Source organism: Tessaracoccus bendigoensis DSM 12906, assembly GCF_900141915.1.
Lineage (GTDB): Bacteria > Actinomycetota > Actinomycetes > Propionibacteriales > Propionibacteriaceae > Arachnia > Arachnia bendigoensis.
Map to the genome: position 1 here is coordinate 36,269 of NZ_FQZG01000024.1, position 18,214 is coordinate 54,482.

Consider the following 18,214-nt stretch of genomic DNA (forward strand, 5'->3'; position numbering starts at 1 on the left):
AGCCGCCGACGACCCGCGCCGTCCACCAAGAACCAAGGAGAACCAGCAGTGCCCAACATCTTCGACAACATCACCGACGACACCCGGCTCGGGCTGGCCCTGGTCGACTCCCTGAAGGACTTCGACACCGTCGATGTGGCCACCGGCTACTTCGACCTGCGCGGCTGGTCCACCTTCGCCGACATCGTCGACACCAAACCGACCCCCGCGCCAGGAGCCCGCGCCACCGCCCGGATCCTTGTCGGGATGATCGCCCCGGCCGAGCCGGAGCAACTGCTCAACTCGCTGCAGGATCAGGTGCAGCCGCCCGCCTACGGCTCCGACATCCACGACCGTGAAAAGGCCCTCGCTCGCCGCGACCGCCTCGTCAAGCACCTCCGCACCCAACTGATGCGTGGCCTCGCCACCGCCAGCGGGCAGAAGACCCTGCAAACCCTCAAACGCCAACTCCACGACGGTCTGGTCGACATGAAGGTCTTCACCGAAAAGCCGCTGCACGGCAAGACCTACATCTTCCACGCCCCCGACAAGAAGCACGGCTCCTGCTGGGCGTACGTCGGCTCCTCCAACCTGACCGGCGCCGGACTCCACCGCAACCTCGAACTCAACATCGACGTGCAGGACTCCGACGCCACCACCAAGCTCGCGACCTGGTTCGACGAGCGCTGGAACGACCCGTTCTCCCTGACCATCACCGAAGAGATCATCGAACTCATCGCCGACTCGTGGGCCGGCGACCAACAGCCCACCCCGTTCGAGGTGTACCTCAAGGTCTGCCACTCCCTGGCCCAGGACGCCCGTGACGGGATGGGCTACGTCCTGCCCACCTCGATGAGCACCCTGCTCCTCGACTACCAGGAAAGCGCCGTCCGGACCCTGTCCCGACGCATCGTGCGCCGCGGCGGGACCATGCTCGGCGACGTCGTCGGCCTGGGCAAGACCCTCACCGCCGTCGCCACCGCCCTGATGCTCCAAGCCGCCGAGGACTACTCCACCCTCGTGCTGTGCCCCAAGAACCTGGAACCCATGTGGACCGAACACCTCGAGGCCTACGACATCAACGGCCGGGTCGTGCCCTACTCCATGGTCGACAAGGTCCTCCCCGAACTCAAACGGTTCAACCTGGTCATCTGCGACGAGTCACACAACCTGCGCAACAACGGCACCATCGCCTACGAGGCGATCCACCGCTACATCCGCGCCAACGGCTCCAAGGTGCTGCTGCTGACGGCCACCCCGTACAACCTTGCGTTCACCGACGTCGCCAACCAGATCGGCCTCTACATCGACGAGGACGACGACCTGGGCCTCGTCCCCACCGAAGCCCTCCGCGCCGACCCCAACCTTGCCAGCAAGGTCGACGGGAAGATCAACACACTGACCGCGTTCCGCCGCTCCGAAGAACCCGAGGACTGGAAGCGGCTCATGAGCGACCACCTCGTACGCCGCACCCGCTCCTTCATCAAACGGACCGCCCGGAAGGAACTCGTCACCAACCCCGACGGCACCCAGTCCGAACTGGAGTACCTGCAGTTCGCCAACGGCGAGAAATTCCACTTCCCCACCCGCATTGCGACCCCGCTGAGTCACGCGTTCACCAGCGACGACCCCGCGGCCCTCATGGAGGACAACGCCACCCTCGACGCCATCCGTGACCTGATCCTGCCCCGCTACCGGCTCGCCGACTACGACAACCCCCGCGCCCCCCACACCCCCACCGACACCAAGAACCTCGACGACATCCGCTCCGGCCGCGGCAACGTCAGCGGCTTCGTCCGGATCAGCCTCTTCAAACGGCTCTCATCCTCGGGACACTCCTTCATCCTGTCCCTGCAACGCCAGCGGGCCCGCAACGAGCTGTTCCTCCACGCCATCGACAACAAGCTCCCCATCCCGCTCGGCTCCTTCACCGACAAGCAGATCGCCGTCACCGACGACGACATCGAAGGCGACGGCGACCTGCACGGCAGCATCGCGACCCGCTACACCACCTTGATGAAGTCCCTGCCCGCGAAAACCAAATGGGTCAACTCGACCGTGTTCAAGACCACCCTGCGTAAGGACCTCGCCAAGGACAACGACACCATCACCGGGCTGCTCGACCGGTTCGGGAACTGGGACCCCACCAGGGACTCCAAGATGAACGCGCTCGTCGACCTGCTCACCACCCAACACGCCGGCGAAAAGGTGCTCGTGTTCACCGAGTACAGCGACACCGCCGAATACATCGCCGACGCCCTCACCAGTGCCGGTATCGACCACGTCGGGCTCGCCACCGGCGACACCGACAACCCCGCCAGCATCGCGCGCCGGTTCTCTCCGCACTCCAACAAGCTGCCCGGACAGGTCGAAGTCGACCCCGCCGCTATCGAGGACCCCATCGACGTCCTGATCGCCACCGACGTTCTCTCTGAAGGGCAGAACCTGCAAGACGCCCACATCGTCGTGAACTACGATCTGCCCTGGGCCATCATCCGGATCATCCAGCGCGCCGGCCGCGTCGACCGGATCGGCCAGAAGTCCAAGACCGTGAACCTGTACCTGGTCACCCACGAGAAGATCGAGCAACAGATCCGGCTGCGGCAACGCATCAAAGACCGGCTCGGGGCCGCTGCGGAAGCCTTCGGCTCCGACGAGAAGTTCTTCGGTGGCGAGCGGGAAATCAAGATCCTCGACGACTTCTACAAGGGCCGCGTCACCGACGACGACAGCGACGACGAAGCCGAGGCAGACTCCGTCAGCGAAGCTTGGCTGGTCTGGTCCAAGGCCCTGGAGCAACACCCCAAGATCACGACCAAGGTGCTTGGCATGCAGGACATGATCCACTCCACCCGAGCCCAGCACTTCCACGAAAACCAGGGCAGCGTCACCTGCTACGTCGCCACCACCTCCGGTGTCGACGCCTTCGCCACCTCGACCAACACCGAACAGCGCATCCTGACCCCCCTGGAAGCGCTCCGCATCTTCCGGGCCGAACCCGACACCCCCACCGCCCCCCTGCGTGCGGACCACTTCGAACGCGAAAAGGCCCTCGTCCAGGGCCCCCTCAAGACTGAAACGGTCGCCGCCGGCAACCTCAAAGGCATCCGTAAATGGGCCTGGGGCCGTCTCGGGGGCACCCTGTTCGGTGGAAAGGCTGCCGAGGCACTCGATGCCCTGCACGAGCGGCCGCTGACCGAGCACGCCACCATGCGATTGACCCAAGCACGGCGGAACAAGTACAGCCTCGACGACCTCGTTGACCTGATCAACCAACTCCACGACGAAGACCGTCTCGTCATCGGGGGGGCCGACACCGACACCATCAAGATCGTCTGCTCACTAGGAGTCCAGGACGCATGACCAGCACACTCATCGAACAAGCCGAGCGGCGCGACTACCAGAAGCTCTTCCTGCTGGACTTGAACTGGTCCCGGCCCGACCACCCTCCGGTGACTTATGAACACGAAGGCCGGCCGGTCACCGCGACCAACGTCTCGTCCTACAAGGGGCTGCGCGTGTGGGTCGTCAACGAGAAGCCCGACTCCAAGCTCGAAGCCGCACTCGACCAACAACTCGCCAAGACCAGCACCGATCGCATCGTCATCTTCCACGACGACAGCGAGCAGGTGTGGCGATGGCCCGTCCGTCGCGCCGTCGGGAACACCACGACCACCCGGTTGAGCCGGCACAAGCATCGCAACGGCGACCCCGACCCCCGGTTCGCCGCCAAGCTCGACGTCATCCGGCTCCCGTTCGATGTTCGCCTTGACAGCAACGAAGTCCTGTCCAGGGTGCGGCAAGCCTTTGACGTCGAGGCCCAGAATGAAACCAAGTACGCGTCCAAGCTCATGGCCCGCCTGTACGCCGCCATGGAAAAGGCCTACCCCGCCACCAAGAACCCGAAGGTACGCGACCACGAGATCTCGGTGACCCTGGCCCGGATCCTGTTCCTCATGTTCGGCGACGACACCGACATGTGGCCCGAAGGCCTGTTCCAGAACTTCATCCTCTACCACACCGCTGCCGACGGCTCCGACATCGGCGCCAAGCTCACCGAACTGTTCGCCTACCTCGACACCCCACCCAAGGAACGCGGCAACATCAGCCCGGAACTCAACGGCTTCCGGTACGTCAACGGCGGCATCTTCAACGAACGACTCACCCTGCCCACCATGAACGCCGAGTTCCGCGCCGCAGTCCTCGACGCCTGCGACCGCGACTGGAAGACCATCAGCCCCGCCATCTTCGGCTCCATGTTCCAATCAGTCCGCGACGCCCAAACCCGCCGCGAACTCGGGGAGCACTACACCTCCGAGGAGAACATCCTCAAGACCCTCAACCCGCTCTTCCTCGACGAACTACGGGCCGAGTTCGACCACATCAAGACCCTCGGTAAGTACGAAGCCGACCGCCTCCGCAAGCTCCGCGACAAGCTCGGCCGGATCCGCTTCATGGACCCCGCCTGCGGCTGCGGCAACTTCATCATCGTCGCCTACCGCGAACTCCGCGACCTCGAGTTGGCGATCATGGAACGCCTCCAAGAGATCACCGGCGACCCCGCCATGCTCCTGGCCAACTACGGACTCAAAGTCACCCTCGACCACTTCTACGGCATCGAAATCGACGAATGGCCTGCCCGCATCGCCGAAACCGCCATGTTCCTCATCGACCGGCAATGCGACCTCAAACTCACCGAACGACTCGGATGGGCACCCGACCGGCTCCCCATCCACGAGCAGGCCACCATCATGAGCAACGTCAGCGCATTGAAGCTCGACTGGGCCCAGGTCTGCCCACCCACCGAAGACACGATCGTCGCAGGAAACCCTCCGTTCCTCGGGCACGCGACCCGCTCGGACGCCCAAGCCGAGGAACTGCGTGACGCGTGGGGCAAGGACGACATCAGCCGACTCGACTACGTCACCGGCTGGCACGCCAAGTCGTTGCACTACTTCCAGAACACCGCAGGCAAATTCGCGTTCGTCACCACCAACTCCATCACCCAAGGCGACCCCGTCCCCCACCTCTTCGCCCCCATCTTCGACGCAGGCTGGCGCATCAAGTTCGCCCACCGCACCTTCCCCTGGACCTCCGAAGCCGCCGGCAAGGCTGCCGTGCACTGCGTCATCGTCGGGTTCGCCAAGACCCTCGACGGTGCCAAGCCCCGTCTCTTCGACCACCCCGCCACCGGGCAGCAGGGTGCGGAACGCCAGGTCGCCACCATCAACGCCTACCTCGTCGACGGTCCCAATGTGTTCGTCACCAAGCGGCCCCAGCCACTGGTCCCCGGCCTGCCCGAGGCCACCTTCGGCAATATGCCCCGTGACGACGGTAACCTCATCGTCCTGCCCGCCCACTACGACGAGGTGTTCCACGACCCGATCGCCCGGCGCTACCTACGGCCGTTCCTCGGCGCCGAGGAAGTCCTCCACGGCAAGCAACGCTGGTGCCTCTGGCTCACCGCCCTCGACCCGGCTGACCTGCACCGCAGCGCCATCCTTCGCGAGCGGGTGGATGCTGTCCGCCGATTCCGACTCAAGAGCACCGCCGCGAGCACGCGACAGATGGCCCAAACCCCCCACCTCTTCGGACAACGGCCCGCCCTCCACACCGAGCCCTACCTGGTCATCCCGAGGGTCTCCAGCGAACTGCGGGACTACTACCCCGTCAGAAGGGTCACCCCAGACGTCATCGCCAGTGACGCCACCTTCACGGCCAACGACTCGACCGGGCTGCTGTTCGCAGTCATCTCCTCGGCCATGTTCATGGCCTGGCAGGCCACGGTCGGTGGTCGTCTGGAGTCTCGCCTGCGCTTCTCGAACACCATCGTCTGGAACAACCTGCCCCTGCCCGACCTTGACGACGACGCCCGCCAGAACATCATCGCGGCAGGCCGCTCGGTCGAAGAAGCACGCGACCGCCATCCCCAGCGGACCCTCGCCGACCTCTACCGCCCCGAAGCGATGCCCGCCGACCTGAAAGACGCCCACCGCATCCTCGACGCAGCAGTCGACAAGGCGTTCGGCGCCCGAGGCACAACACCAACCCTGGACGAGCGACAGCGGGTCTTGTTCCAACGCTACGAACACCTCACAGGTCCGCTCACCACCACCGGCACCGCCTCTCAACGGAGGCGCTCATGAGCTTCGACCTCAGCGCCCTCTCCAAGCAGGCATACGGCTCCTGGGCCACAGGCTCCTGCACCATCACCCAACTCCGGGACGCTGCCCGACACCTCGGCTGGACAGAGGTACCGATGCGCTCCGATGAACCAGCCCTCACTGCCCTACGCCCCCAGACGCAGGCCCAGGCCCACCCACGCTCCTTGAGCGCCACCTACGGACTCGGACCCCAGCCGCTCCACACCGACGGTGCCCACCTGCCCGAACCTCCGGACTGGATCGTCCTCGTCGCCGCAGCGCCCAACACCACCCCGACCACACTCCGCGCCGTGCCGCACGCCGATTCGGCCGTGCCGTGGCACGCCATGCTGAGCGGCATCTTCCTGGTGCGATCCGGAACACAACCCTTCCTGGCCCATGCGGCGACGGGCAGCCGGATCCGCTACGACCCCGGGTGCATGACCCCCTGCGACCAGCGCGCGCGCATCGCCGCCCAGTTCCTCGCAGACAGGACGAACACACACGAGCACGGCTGGACCCAACCCAACCAGATGCTGCTCATCGACAACCGGCAGGCCCTCCACGCCCGCCACGAGGTCTCCGAAACGGACGCCACGACCCGAGTCCTGCACCGGCTCGCATTCATCCGGAAGGCGCAATGACCAAGCCCTGGGATCACAACGCACTCCTTCTGAAGGCACGGCTGTTTCTCAACCACGCCATGGACCAAGACGAACCACGAACATTTGATGAACGAGCGCTGTGGGCCTCCCTCGCGCTTGAACTCCTCGCGAAGGCCGCACTGGCTAGGGTTTCCCCGGTCCTGATCGCCGTTCCCAGCGAAGACGGCAACAGCCTTCTCGTGGCCAGCGGACTGATCGAAGGCGACGTGCGCTTCACATCTGTCCCCGCCAAGACCTTGTTCGCTCGATGCGCGAAGGCGTTCAGGCCGTTCAGCGACAAGGAAGCGGGTGCCATCTCCGGCGCGCGTAACGACTACCTCCACGGTGCATCGCCCACCTTCACATCGATCCCCGAGGAAGCGTGGTGGCCAAGTTACTGGGCGCAGATGCACATCCTGGCGAACGCCTGCGATCTCGTGCTCGATGACCTCGTCGGTACGGACCGAGTCGGCGCCGTTGAGAAGCACTTAGCGCGCAACGCACGGAACATCGAGCAACGCTGCGAGATGCTTCTCGGGCGAGCTCGCCAGCGTCTCGCACTCTTCGAGGCTGGACAGGTCCGCGCCTCCGACGCAGCCGAATGGGCCCGCTACAGGGTAGGCGACCACTCGGCTCGATTGCAGTACTCCTCGACCGAAGCGTGCCCTGCATGCGGAGCGCTGGGTCATCTTGAGGGAGACAACATTGAGGAGGCGACGCATCACACCGATCAATTGTCCGAAGACGACTACGAATCGTGGATGGAACTAAAGGTCAGCTCGGAGCACTTCAGCTGCGACCGATGTCGACTGATTCTTGACTCTTACGAACTCATCGCGGAGGCCGAGCTGCCAGAATCCTTCGCTGTCAGAACAGAAGTAGGAGACTACTGGGAGCCCGAGTACGGCAATGACTGACCGCTCGGGGTCCTTGGTCGCCGGCGGAACTTGGACCCCATGCGACCAATCACCGCCTCGTCGGCGCCGTCCTCGCCGACAACACCCAACTACCTGCCCCTCGCGGCCGGCTACGAGATCCGGTTGGTGCGACGAAACGGGCCGACCAGCACCTTGGCCTGATGACTTCCTCGGGCCCCAACCGCGGGGCAGGCCGGGGGAGCTTGGCGGCGGCTGAGGCCTGAGAGCGCAGGATTGCAACAGGCATGAGCCTTCTGGGGAACCACCGTACTCCATCAAGTGGGAGGGCGACGCGAACCCGCTGCTCATCAACGACGACCGCTACGCTCCCGCAGGGGTGCTCGCGCCGAAGTCGAAGGCCGACCTCGCCTTCACGATGCACATCCTCAGCTCCCTGGCCGTCGACGGCACCGCCGCGATCGTCGAGTTCCCCGGCGTCCTCTACCGCGGGGGAGCCGAACGCAAGATCCGCAAGTACCTGATCGACAACAACTACATCGACACCGTCATCCAGCTTCCGCCCGACCTGTTCTTCGGCACCACCATCGCCACCTGCATTATCGTGTTGAAGAAGTCGAAGCACGACAACTCGGTGCTGTTCATCGACGCCTCGGGCCAGTTCAAGCGCCTCGGGAACAAGAACAAGCTGCAACCGGCGAATCAGGACGCCATCCTCGACGCCTTCACCGCCCGCGTCGACGTGGCCCACGAGGCCGCGCTGGTGCCCAACGAGACCATCGCCGAGAACGACTACAACATCGCGGTGTCGAGCTACGTCGAGCAGGCAGATACCCGCGAGGAGGTCGACATCGTGGCGTTGAACGCGGAGATCGCCCGGATCGTCGCGCGCCAGCAGGAGTTGCGCCTCTCCATCGACGCCATCGTCGCGGACCTGGAAGGCGACGCCGCGTCGCTGGGTTAGGGAACCAACTGATCAATCACGTCCCCGTTGCGGCGCCCCGGATCGGGGGATCTGTCACCCACGTCTGGATAAGGACATCCAGCGCCCGAAACCGGATGGGGAGGGCGATCTCATCACGCTCATAACGTCCTCGCCGAGAACGGCCTCGGGCAGCGTTTCCTCAGCCGTCGAGCGACCGACGTGCGTCAGGAAGGCTGAGGTACAGGTGCAGCGGGTCGGTCGGTGAGGGCAGGAATCCCAGCTTCGAGTAGAAGTCCGCGGCTTCATCGTGCAGCGCGTGGACCAGCATGAGGCGCACTCCGATGCGATCCGCGGCAGCGAGCGTGGACAAGATGGCGTCGCGCACCAGAAGCCGACCGAGGCCGGCGCCTTGGGCTGTGCGGTCGACGGCCAGGCGCCCGAGAAGCACCGCGGGTACCGGGTTTGGAGCATTGCGCCTCGCGCGTCCCGATAGCTGCGAGTGTTCGATTGCGATCGCGGACAGGGTGTAATAGCCGGCGATCTTGCCCGTCTCGTTCTCGATGCAGACGTAGGCTCTGGCGAAACCCGAGACGTGGTTCGCGAGCGCACGCTCCGTCAGGTAGCGGTCGAGGGTGGCTTCGCCGGAATGAAAACCGGCCGTGTTGTCTGCCTTCTCGATTGGACGCGGACGCAGGAACGTCACGGTGCCCGCAGTTCGTCGTCCCAGGGTGAAGTCTCGTTCAGGAGCCGGGTGAGCTCGGCGATCCGCTGCGCCGGGCGGTCCAGGATCTCGGTGAACTGGGCCCAGGCCTCGTCGTCAAGGCGAAAGACGCGACGGTCGGCGAGGGTGTCTTCGGCCCGGGCCACGGCGGCCGAGGTGACGAAGTCTGTAAGTGACTGGCCAGCCGCGGTGGCAGCGTCACGGATCAGGGCGTCCTGATGGGCGGTGACACGCACGGCGATGCGGGCCCTCTTGTGCCGGGCCTCCTGGGTGCTGGACATGGATGAAAGTGTACGCCGAATGGGCAAACAAGTGTCGGTCGGGTGGCTGTCGGGAGCCGCTGCTACGGTGAGGCCAGGGTTTGGCGAAGGGAACCAGGGTGACGGGGTGCTGGCGTGGTGAGGAGACAAGGCGACGGCCAGGTCCGACTCTGAGTGGGCCGACGGGCGGCTACCGGTCCCGATGGGGGCTTGAGGCATGAGCCGGGTTGAGGCGTTGTTGGCCGAGCTGGCACCGGGCGGTGTCGAGTTCAAGATGCTGGGGGAGGTGGGTGAGTTCATCCGAGGTAGCGGCCTCCAGAAGTCCGAACTCACTGACTCTGGCATCCCCGCAATCCACTACGGCCAGATCCACACTACTTATGGCACTTGGACCGAGCATACGAAGTCGTTTACCGCCCCAGATCGTGCCGCAAGGCTGAGGCGCGCCAAGACCGGTGATCTACTCATCGCCACCACCAGCGAGGACGATGCTGCGGTAGCCAAGGCGACGGCTTGGCTCGGCAGTGGCGAAGTGGCCGTCAGTGGAGACGCATACATCTATCGTCACACGCTCGACCCGAAGTACATGGCCTACTTCTTCCAATCGCAACACTTTCAAGATCAGAAGACCAGATACATCACAGGAACAAAGGTTCGTCGTGTGTCGGGAGTCTCCCTCGCGAAGGTCCGAATCCCGGTTCCGCCGCTTGAGGTGCAGCGGGAGATCGTGGGAATATTGGACCGGTTCACCCGGCTGGAAGCGGAGCTGGAAGCGGAGCTGGAAGCGGAGCTGGAAGCACGACGACGCCAGTATTCATACTTACGTGAGGAACTGTTCGCGAACCTCGCTGACGGCCATGTTCCTCGTGTCGCTTTCGGTGACTTCGCTGAGATATTCAGGGGAAAGCGGTTTACGAAGGCCGATTACGTCGAGACCGGTGGAGTCCCCGCCCTCCACTATGGCCAGATCTACACCGACTTCGGCACAGTGGCACGGCAAGCCCTCTCCTGGGTTCGGCCAGAGATGGCCTCGAGGCTCAGGTATGCGCGGCCGGGTGATGTCGTGCTGACAGACGTCGGCGAGACAGTCGAGGATGTCGGTAAGGCAGTTGCCTGGATGGGGTCCGACGCGGTTGCGATCCATGATCACTGCTACGTCGTTCGTGCGGACGTGGACCCGGTCTACTTGGCTTACTACATGCAGACTGGCGCGTTCGTGGCGGCTAAGAGCAAGCACATCGCACGAACCAAAGTTAAGACCCTTCTGCCTGAAGGGCTGCGGCGGATCGAGGTGCCGCTCCCCTCCAGGGAGGAGCAGGAGAGGATCGCCTCGATCCTCGACAAGTTCGATGCCCTCGTCAACGACCTCTCCGTCGGGCTTCCCGCCGAGCTGGCCGCCCGCCGCAAGCAGTACGAGTACTACCGCGACCGGCTCCTCACCTTCGAGGAGGCCGTGTGATCCCGCAGTTCTACACCTCCCGCCCCGAGTGGCCTGAGCGCATCGAGGCGCTCGTCGAGCAGGTGGGGCGCGTCGGGGCCTTCGAGGAGCGCTCGGGGCAGGCGTTGGAACTGCGACGCGCGAACCGGGTCGGTTCGGTCCATTCGTCCACCGCCATCGAAGGAAACCGGCTCAGCCTGGCGCAGGTCGAGGCCGTGGCCGACGGGTTGCCCGTCCGCGCCGCACCCCGCGAGGTGCTGGAGGTGGAAAACGCACTGGCCGCCTACGAGGCGCTGGCGGATCTTGACCCGTGGAATGTTGCCGACCTGCTCCGGGCCCACCGCCTCTTAACCGTGGGGCTTCAGCCGGAGGCGGGCGAGTTCCGCACCGTCGAGGTCGAGATCGTCAACGCCGAAGGCGGCGTCATCCACACCGGGTCGCGCGCCGAGAAGGTGCCGAGGCTCATGGCAGAGTTGCTCGAATGGGGTGGGTCCAGCGGGGACCATCCGGTCGTCGTGTCTAGCGCCGTCCACTTCCTCATCGAACACATCCACCCGTTCCGAGACGGCAACGGCCGGGTCGGGAGGCTCTGGCAGACGCTGATCCTCAGCCATTGGCGGCCGTTGTTCGCCTGGATGCCGACCGAGACGCTGATCCGGCGCAACCAGGCCGCGTACTATCTGGCCCTGCAAGCGTCCAGGGAGCCGGAGATCGACGCGGCCCATTTCATCGATTTCATGCTCCGAGTGATCGCCGAGTCGCTGGCCGAGTATGAGGCTCAGCTGCGGGCCCCGATCGCCGGGGAGCCAGCATGACGAACACCGCGCCGCGCTACGAGCCGATCGCCGTCAGCGACGAGAGCACCGTCGTCGCAGAGTACGTGCCAGAGCCGGGCGCCGCCGTCGAATATCAGTCGGAGGCGCAGCTGGAGGCCGAACTGCTGCGGCTGTTGGAGGCGCAGGCCTACGAGTACCTGCCGATCACCTCGGAGGCCGACCTCGTGGCGAACCTGCGCGCGCAGTTGGAGGCGCTCAACGCCGTCGAGTTCTCGGATGCCGAATGGCAACGGTTCTTCGAGCAGCGGATCGCCGGGCGAAACGACGGAATCGTCGAGAAGACCGTCCGCATCCAGGAAGACCACATCCAACTGCTCAAACGCGACGACGGCACCACGCGCAATATCCGGCTGCTCGACAAGACCTCCATCCACAACAACCGGCTCCAGGTGATCAACCAATACGAGGTGCCTGGGGCGGGCCCGGCCGTCGACGCTGCCTCGAATGGGGCGGGCCGTGCGACCTTCGCGAACCGCTACGACGTGACGGTGCTCGTCAACGGCCTGCCGATGGTCCACATCGAACTCAAGCGCCGAGGCGTCGACATCCGCGAGGCGTTCAACCAGATCGACCGGTATCAGCGCGACAGCTTCTGGGCCGGGTCGGGGCTGTTCGAGTACGTCCAGCTGTTCGTCATCTCCAACGGCACGCTGACGAAGTACTACTCCAACACCACCCGCCGCCAGCACCTCAAGGAGGGGCAGAAGCCGGGGCGGGCGCGCCGGACGTCGAACAGTTTCGAGTTCACGTCGTGGTGGGCCGATGCCAGGAACCGGCCCATCCAGGAGCTGTCGGCGTTCGCGGCCACGTTCTTCGCGCGGCACACGCTGCTCAGCATCCTCACGCGCTACTGCGTGCTGACCGACGACCGGCTGCTGCTGGTGATGCGGCCCTACCAGATCGTCGCGGCCGAGCAGATCCTGCGACGCATCGACATCGCCACCAACTACAAGCGGCTCGGCACCGTCGCGGCCGGCGGATACGTGTGGCACACCACCGGCTCGGGCAAGACACTCACGTCGTTCAAGGCCGCGCAGCTGGCCTGCCGGCTGCCGGGCATCAGCCGGGTGCTGTTCGTCGTCGACCGCAAGGATCTCGACTACCAGACGATGCGCGAATACGACCGCTTCCAGAAGGGTGCGGCCAACTCGAACACGTCGACGGCGGTGCTGAAACGCCAACTCGAAGACCCGGGCGCGCGGATCATCATCACCACCATCCAGAAGTTGTCGTCGTTCGTGAAGGCCAACAAGGCCCACCCCGTCTACGACGAGCACGTGGTGATCGTGTTCGACGAATGCCATCGATCGCAGTTCGGCGACATGCACACCGATATCACAAGGGCGTTTCGGCGCTACCACCTGTTCGGGTTCACCGGCACCCCGATCTTCGCGGCAAACAGCGGCAGTGGAGGCAACCCGCAGCTCAAGACGACGGGCAGGCGTTCGGTGACCGGCTGCACACCTACACCATCGTCGATGCCATCACGGATAAGAACGTGCTGCCGTTCCGCATCGACTACGTCAACACAGTGCAGGTGGGGGCGGTCACCGACAAGCAGGTCTCCGCGATCGCGACCGAGGCGGCGCTGCTCGACCCGCGTCGGATCCGCGACATCGTCGGCTACACGCTGGAACACTTCGACCAGAAGACCAGGCGAAGCTCCGCCTATGAGCATTCGGTGGTCACCAATGTGGCCGAGTCGACCAGGGCCTACCGGCAGGCGGAGGCGGTCCGGCAGCGTCGGCGGGTGCGGGGGTTCAACGCGATCTTCGCCACCGCGTCGATCGATGCGGCCAAGCGCTACTACACGGCATTCCAGTTGCAGCAGGAGGACCTGCCGCCGGATCGTCGGCTGAAGGTCGCGCTGATCTACTCGTACGGCGCCAACGAGGCCAGCGACGACGGCATCCTCGACGACGAGGCGTTCGACACTGACGCGCTCGGCGCCGACTCGCGCCAGTTCCTGGAAGACGCGATTCAGGATTACAACGACCTGTTCGCCACCAGCTACGACACGTCCGCCGACAAGTTCCAGAACTACTACAAGGACCTGTCGCAGCGGTTGAAGAACCGGGAGGTCGACCTCGTCATCGTCGTCAACATGTTCTTGACCGGTTTCGACGCGACGACGCTGAACACGCTGTTCGTGGACAAGAACCTGAAGGCGCACGGCTTGATCCAGGCGTATTCGCGCACCAACCGCATCCTCAACTCCGTCAAGACCTACGGCAACATCGTCGCGTTCCGGAACCTGGAGGACGAGACGAATGCGGCGCTCGAACTGTTCGGCAACCGGGACGCGCGCGGCGTCGTCCTGCTGAAACCGTATGCGGAGTATTACGGGCAGTACGCGGCCAAGGTCGAGGAGCTGCTGAGCGGGTTTCCGCTCGGGTCGCCGATCGTGGGGGAGGCGGCACAGAAGGAGTTCATCGCCCTGTTCGGGCAGATCCTGCGGCTGGAGAACATCCTCGCGTCCTTCGACGACTTCCGTGGCGCCGAGCTGCTCACCGCGCGTCAGGGGCAGGATTACCGTAGTCGCTACCTGGACCTGCACGCCGAGTTCCGCAGGGGCTCGGAGGCGGAGAAGGAGTCGATCAACGACGACGTCGTGTTCGAGATCGAGCTGATCAAGCAGGTCGAGATCAACGTCGACTACATCCTGCTGCTCGTGGAAAGGTACCGCGACAAGCACGGCGATGGTGAGGACAAGGAGATCAAGGCGGAGATCTCCCGGGCGGTCGACGCCAGCCCGACGCTGCGCAACAAGCGCGACCTGATCGAGGCGTTCGTCGACGCGGTGTCGTTGGACGGCGCGGTCGACGACCAGTGGCAGGGTTTCGTGGCGGCGCGGCGGGAGGCCGAGTTGGGGGAGATCATCGCCGAGGAGGGGCTGCGTGAGGCCGCTACGCACGAGTTCGTTGAGGCAGCGTTCAGGGATGGGGCGCTGCGCACGTCGGGGACGGCGATCACGAAGGTGTTGCCGCCGGTGTCGCGGTTCGCGGCCAAGGGCGGTCATGGGGAGAGGAAGCAGAGGGTGATCGAGAAGCTGGGGGCGTTCTTCGAGCGCTTCCTGGGATTGACGATGGGAGAAGAGCGATGACTGCGGAGCCAACGGCGGGCGGTATCCCGCCTTGGGAGGGTTTCATGATCCACACCCTCCGTGCCTTGGCCGACGGGAACGTGCGTTCGAGGCGCGAGCTGTTCCCTCTCGCTGCGCGTCTGGCGGACCTGACCGTGGCCCAGCAGGCGGAGGTGCTCTCGTCGGGGCAGGTGGTTTACGAGAACCGCGTCGGTTGGGCGTTGTCGTTCCTGGCCAACGTCGGCGCCATGGAGCGCCCATCGCGTGGGCACTACCAGATCACCGACGCGGGGCGGGGTCTGCTCCAGCGGTTCCCGCAGGGGTTCCGCGAGCGCGACGTCAATGAGTTGGCGGACGACCCCGAATCGCCGATCCGGCCGTACGTGGCCAGCGCGCCGCGTCCCACGAAGCAGGGGTCAGCTGTCGCCGATCCCGCCGCGGCACAGGCAGCCACGATGACGCCGACGGAGCAGGTCCAAGACGGGATCGGCCGGATCCACGCAGATGTGGCGGGGGCGCTGCTCAGCCGCCTGCAGAGCAGGGAGCCGGCGTTCTTCGAGCGGGCGGTGGTCGAGCTGTTGCTGGCGATGGGCTATGGCGGGGTCGGCGGTTCAGGTGCGGTCACCCAGATGAGCAACGACGGAGGGATCGACGGCGTCATTGACCAGGACGTGCTCGGCCTCAGCCGGGTCTACCTGCAGGCGAAGCGGTACGCGGACGGTTCGTCGGTCGGACGCCCGGAGGTGCAGGGCTTCGTCGGGGCCGTCCACGGGAAGGCGGACGGTGGGGTGTTCATCACGACGAGCCACTTCTCCAAGGCGGCACGGGAGTTCGCTGAGATTACGCCGATGCGGATCATCTTGATCGACGGGCAGCGGCTGACTGACTTGATGATCCGGTACGGGGTGGGCGTGCAGGTGAGACAGACATTCGTTGAGGTGGAGATCGACGAGGATTTCTTCGCCTGAGGGCTGAGCGGGAACTGGCGCGGCATCTCGTCGCGGTTGAGGGGGCCCACGGGAGCCGGGTTGGCTGCCCAGCGTGGCCGTGCTTGGCACTCGGGACGCCCGCTTGGTGGAAGATGGTGCCGTGGCGGAAGTGATGCGGCGATCTGATCTGGTGGTGGCGTTGGCCACGGTGACGATCAGTGCGCTGAGTGGGCCTTTGGGGCCGATGGGTGTGGCTGTCGCGAGGGAGTTGGTCAAGGCCTCCAATTCGGTGTGGGACCGTACCTCCCCGGAACGGCAGCTGCGGAATACCGTGCAGGCCAGCATTGAAGCTTGGGCCAAAGGCGAGAAGGTTCCTGCCGATATCGTTGACCGGGGGCTGGGATGGGCGGTTGAGTACGTGCAGGCCGCTGGCGGCCAGTATGGCTTGATCGCTGAGGCCGATTTTGATCCTTCTCGGGCTGCGGCGTCGGTCTTGGATCATGTCAAGGGGACGGACAGGTACTGGGGAACCGAGTTGGAGTACGCGGTCGCTGAGCGGGCTGTGGGTGCCACGTACCAGGCGTTGTGTGCGCGGCTGAAGACCGAGGGCGGCCTGGTCCTGGCGGCGGTGCAGGCGTCACGGAATGCGGTCTTGGCCAGCGTCGCCCAGCTGCATGACGGGCTGTTGGGGGTGGCTGACCGGAGTGATTTGTGCCGGTATCTGCGGGCCAAGATCGTGGACTGGGACTACTCGCCATGGACTCTGAGGAGTCCGGCACTGTTGGAGCGCGATCTGCAGCTCGACACCCGCGATGGTCAGCCCGAGCGGGTAGCTGCGGCGGAGGCGCTGGCTGGACGCGGGCTGTTGGTGGTGTTGGGTGGGCCCGGTTCGGGCAAGACGTGGCTCGGGCAGCGGTATGCGCGTGAAGCGGCCCAGGCCGCATTGGCTGAGCTTGAGGATCCGCGGGTTGATCCTGCGTTGGTCGAGATCCCACTTTTGACGAGTTGGGCTGGCTGGGCTTTGCAGCCGAGTGGTGGGGTCGATGGCCTGGTTTCTGCGGCGCTGCCGGCAACAAGTGAAGAGCGCATCAGGCGGTTCGTGCTGCGGCCAGGGGCCCGCGTGTTGGCAGTTGCCGATTCCCTGGACGAGGCGGGCGTGGGCGAGAACAGGGCCAGGACGTTGCTTCGTTCATTGCCCGGGCCTGTCGGTTGGAGGGTGGTGGTGACGTCGCGGCCCGAGGCGTGGCACACCACTGCTCCAGGTTTGAGACCCAATGAGGGGGTCCGCATCGGCACCCTGGTCGATCTGAGCTACCCCGAAGACGTGGACGGCTACATCCGTCAGTGGTTCACCGGCGAGCCGGTCGACGCCGAGCGGTTGATCAAGCAGATCGCGAACAGACCCGAGCTGAGGTCCACAGCCACGGTGCCGTTGCTGCTCACCTTCTACTGCATGCTCACCGAGCAGGACCCCGGCCAGGATCTGCCCTGGACACGCCGCGGGCTGTACCGTGCCATTATCGACCGGCTCCTCACCGGGGGCTGGTCCGTCGATGAGCCGGAACGGGACCTGGAAGAGTGCCGGACAATTCTGCAGGACTGGGCATGGGGCGCCGTCGCCGAGGCTGTTACCGCTGTGGGGCTGGGTGCCTGGCCCAACACGATTACTACAGAGAAGACCCGAAGCAACCTCGAGCGGGGTCTTGATCATGTCGCTCCGAAACAGCAGCATTCCACGATGTACGACCGCACTCATGTTCAGCGCCGGTTCGTTCACCGTGCCCTGGTGGAGCATTCGGTCGCCGAGAAGATCGCGACCTTTCCGGCTGCGAAAGCTGCCGAGGCTCTCCTGCCCCATGTGTGGTTCGATCCTGACTGGGCAGCCACCGTACCCATGGCCATCGCGGCACATCCTGAACGTGACACGGTCGTTAAGCTGCTATGGGCTCATCACTCGACGACGCTCACGCCAGCTCAGGAGGCCGTGAACACTCGGCTGGAAGATGTTCTGTTGGAAGCTGCCACGCAGACCCTCCCAGAAGACTGGGGTGAGGCAGGGCGCAGTCTGATCCATGACCTCCGAGCAGTTGCGATAGTGCGCGATCCCCAGATCGTTGTCCGATCCGCACGCTGGACCTCTTCCAACCCTCAAGCAATCCACGCGATCCTGGATGCGCTTCCTGGCGCGAACTGGCGCGTGGTCGGTGGCTTGGTAGGTGTGTTGCCAGCCTTGGAGCCTACTGAGGTGGAGCGGGTTGTGGCTCGGGATGCGATTCTGGCTGCGGTTCCAGGCGCGGACCCGTTCGCGGTCGGCGGCGTGGTGGGTATGTTGCCAGCCTTGGTGGTTACTGAGGTGGAGCGGGCTGTGGCTCGGGATGCGAT

14 protein-coding genes are annotated in these 18,214 nt (G+C 65.0%); 12 read left to right on the forward strand and 2 right to left on the reverse strand.

Annotated elements, in window-relative coordinates; genetic code table 11:
• Positions 1-48: 48 nt before the first annotated feature.
• From BUC15_RS08050 to BUC15_RS08070, 6 genes are read left to right on the forward strand one after another with little or no spacing between them, the layout of a single operon-like run.
• Positions 49-3,342, forward strand: coding sequence for a helicase-related protein (locus BUC15_RS08050; RefSeq protein ID WP_073187001.1), 3,294 nt, complete (start codon positions 49-51; stop codon positions 3,340-3,342).
• Complete coding sequence (locus BUC15_RS20750; RefSeq protein ID WP_073187002.1) at positions 3,339-6,125, forward strand: class I SAM-dependent DNA methyltransferase; 2,787 nt, start codon at positions 3,339-3,341, stop codon at positions 6,123-6,125. Before BUC15_RS08050 ends, BUC15_RS20750 begins: the two co-directional genes overlap by 4 nt.
• The gene (locus BUC15_RS08060; protein WP_073187003.1) at positions 6,122-6,766 is read left to right on the forward strand and encodes a Fe(II)-2OG oxygenase family protein; all 645 of its coding nucleotides are present in this window, start codon (positions 6,122-6,124) and stop codon (positions 6,764-6,766) included. The genes BUC15_RS20750 and BUC15_RS08060 overlap by 4 nt, the downstream gene beginning before the upstream one ends.
• Complete coding sequence (locus BUC15_RS08065; protein WP_073187004.1) at positions 6,763-7,683, forward strand: hypothetical protein; 921 nt, start codon at positions 6,763-6,765, stop codon at positions 7,681-7,683. Before BUC15_RS08060 ends, BUC15_RS08065 begins: the two co-directional genes overlap by 4 nt.
• A gap of 39 nt (positions 7,684-7,722) precedes the next feature.
• On the forward strand, positions 7,723-7,845 hold the full coding sequence (locus BUC15_RS20980) for a hypothetical protein (protein ID WP_281249262.1): 123 nt from the start codon (positions 7,723-7,725) through the stop codon (positions 7,843-7,845).
• A 58-nt stretch (positions 7,846-7,903) separates the two neighbouring features.
• Positions 7,904-8,605: a type I restriction-modification system subunit M gene (locus BUC15_RS08070; protein WP_281249263.1), complete on the forward strand. Its 702-nt coding sequence runs from the start codon at positions 7,904-7,906 to the stop codon at positions 8,603-8,605.
• Between the two features lie 160 nt (positions 8,606-8,765).
• On the opposite strand, the gene BUC15_RS08075 is transcribed toward BUC15_RS08070, so the two are convergent.
• Positions 8,766-9,269: a GNAT family N-acetyltransferase gene (locus BUC15_RS08075; protein ID WP_073187005.1), complete on the reverse strand. Its 504-nt coding sequence runs from the start codon at positions 9,267-9,269 to the stop codon at positions 8,766-8,768.
• Entirely contained in the window at positions 9,266-9,568 is a 303-nt protein-coding gene (locus BUC15_RS08080; protein ID WP_073187006.1) for a type II toxin-antitoxin system TacA family antitoxin, read from the reverse strand. Before BUC15_RS08080 ends, BUC15_RS08075 begins: the two co-directional genes overlap by 4 nt.
• 196 nt (positions 9,569-9,764) lie before the next feature.
• Here BUC15_RS08080 and BUC15_RS08085 point away from each other — a divergent pair, with 196 nt between their 5' ends.
• The 6 genes from BUC15_RS08085 to BUC15_RS08105 all read left to right on the forward strand — a co-directional run.
• Positions 9,765-11,006, forward strand: a complete 1,242-nt coding sequence (locus BUC15_RS08085) for a restriction endonuclease subunit S (RefSeq protein WP_084189448.1) — start codon at positions 9,765-9,767, stop codon at positions 11,004-11,006.
• Positions 11,003-11,800 carry a Fic family protein gene (locus BUC15_RS08090; protein ID WP_084189449.1) on the forward strand — a complete coding sequence of 266 codons (798 nt, stop codon included), beginning with the start codon at positions 11,003-11,005 and terminating at the stop codon, positions 11,798-11,800. Before BUC15_RS08085 ends, BUC15_RS08090 begins: the two co-directional genes overlap by 4 nt.
• Entirely contained in the window at positions 11,797-13,680 is a 1,884-nt protein-coding gene (locus tag BUC15_RS20755; RefSeq protein ID WP_245787923.1) for an HsdR family type I site-specific deoxyribonuclease, read from the forward strand. The genes BUC15_RS08090 and BUC15_RS20755 overlap by 4 nt, the downstream gene beginning before the upstream one ends.
• Positions 13,572-14,924, forward strand: a complete 1,353-nt coding sequence (locus BUC15_RS20760) for a type I restriction endonuclease subunit R, EcoR124 family (protein WP_245787924.1) — start codon at positions 13,572-13,574, stop codon at positions 14,922-14,924. Before BUC15_RS20755 ends, BUC15_RS20760 begins: the two co-directional genes overlap by 109 nt.
• A complete protein-coding gene (locus BUC15_RS08100; protein WP_073187007.1) occupies positions 14,921-15,871 on the forward strand; it encodes a restriction endonuclease in 951 nt (316 codons plus the stop codon). Before BUC15_RS20760 ends, BUC15_RS08100 begins: the two co-directional genes overlap by 4 nt.
• A 133-nt stretch (positions 15,872-16,004) precedes the next feature.
• Positions 16,005-18,214 (forward strand): NACHT domain-containing protein (locus BUC15_RS08105; RefSeq protein ID WP_217652174.1); only part of this gene is annotated, 2,210 nt, incomplete at its 3' end.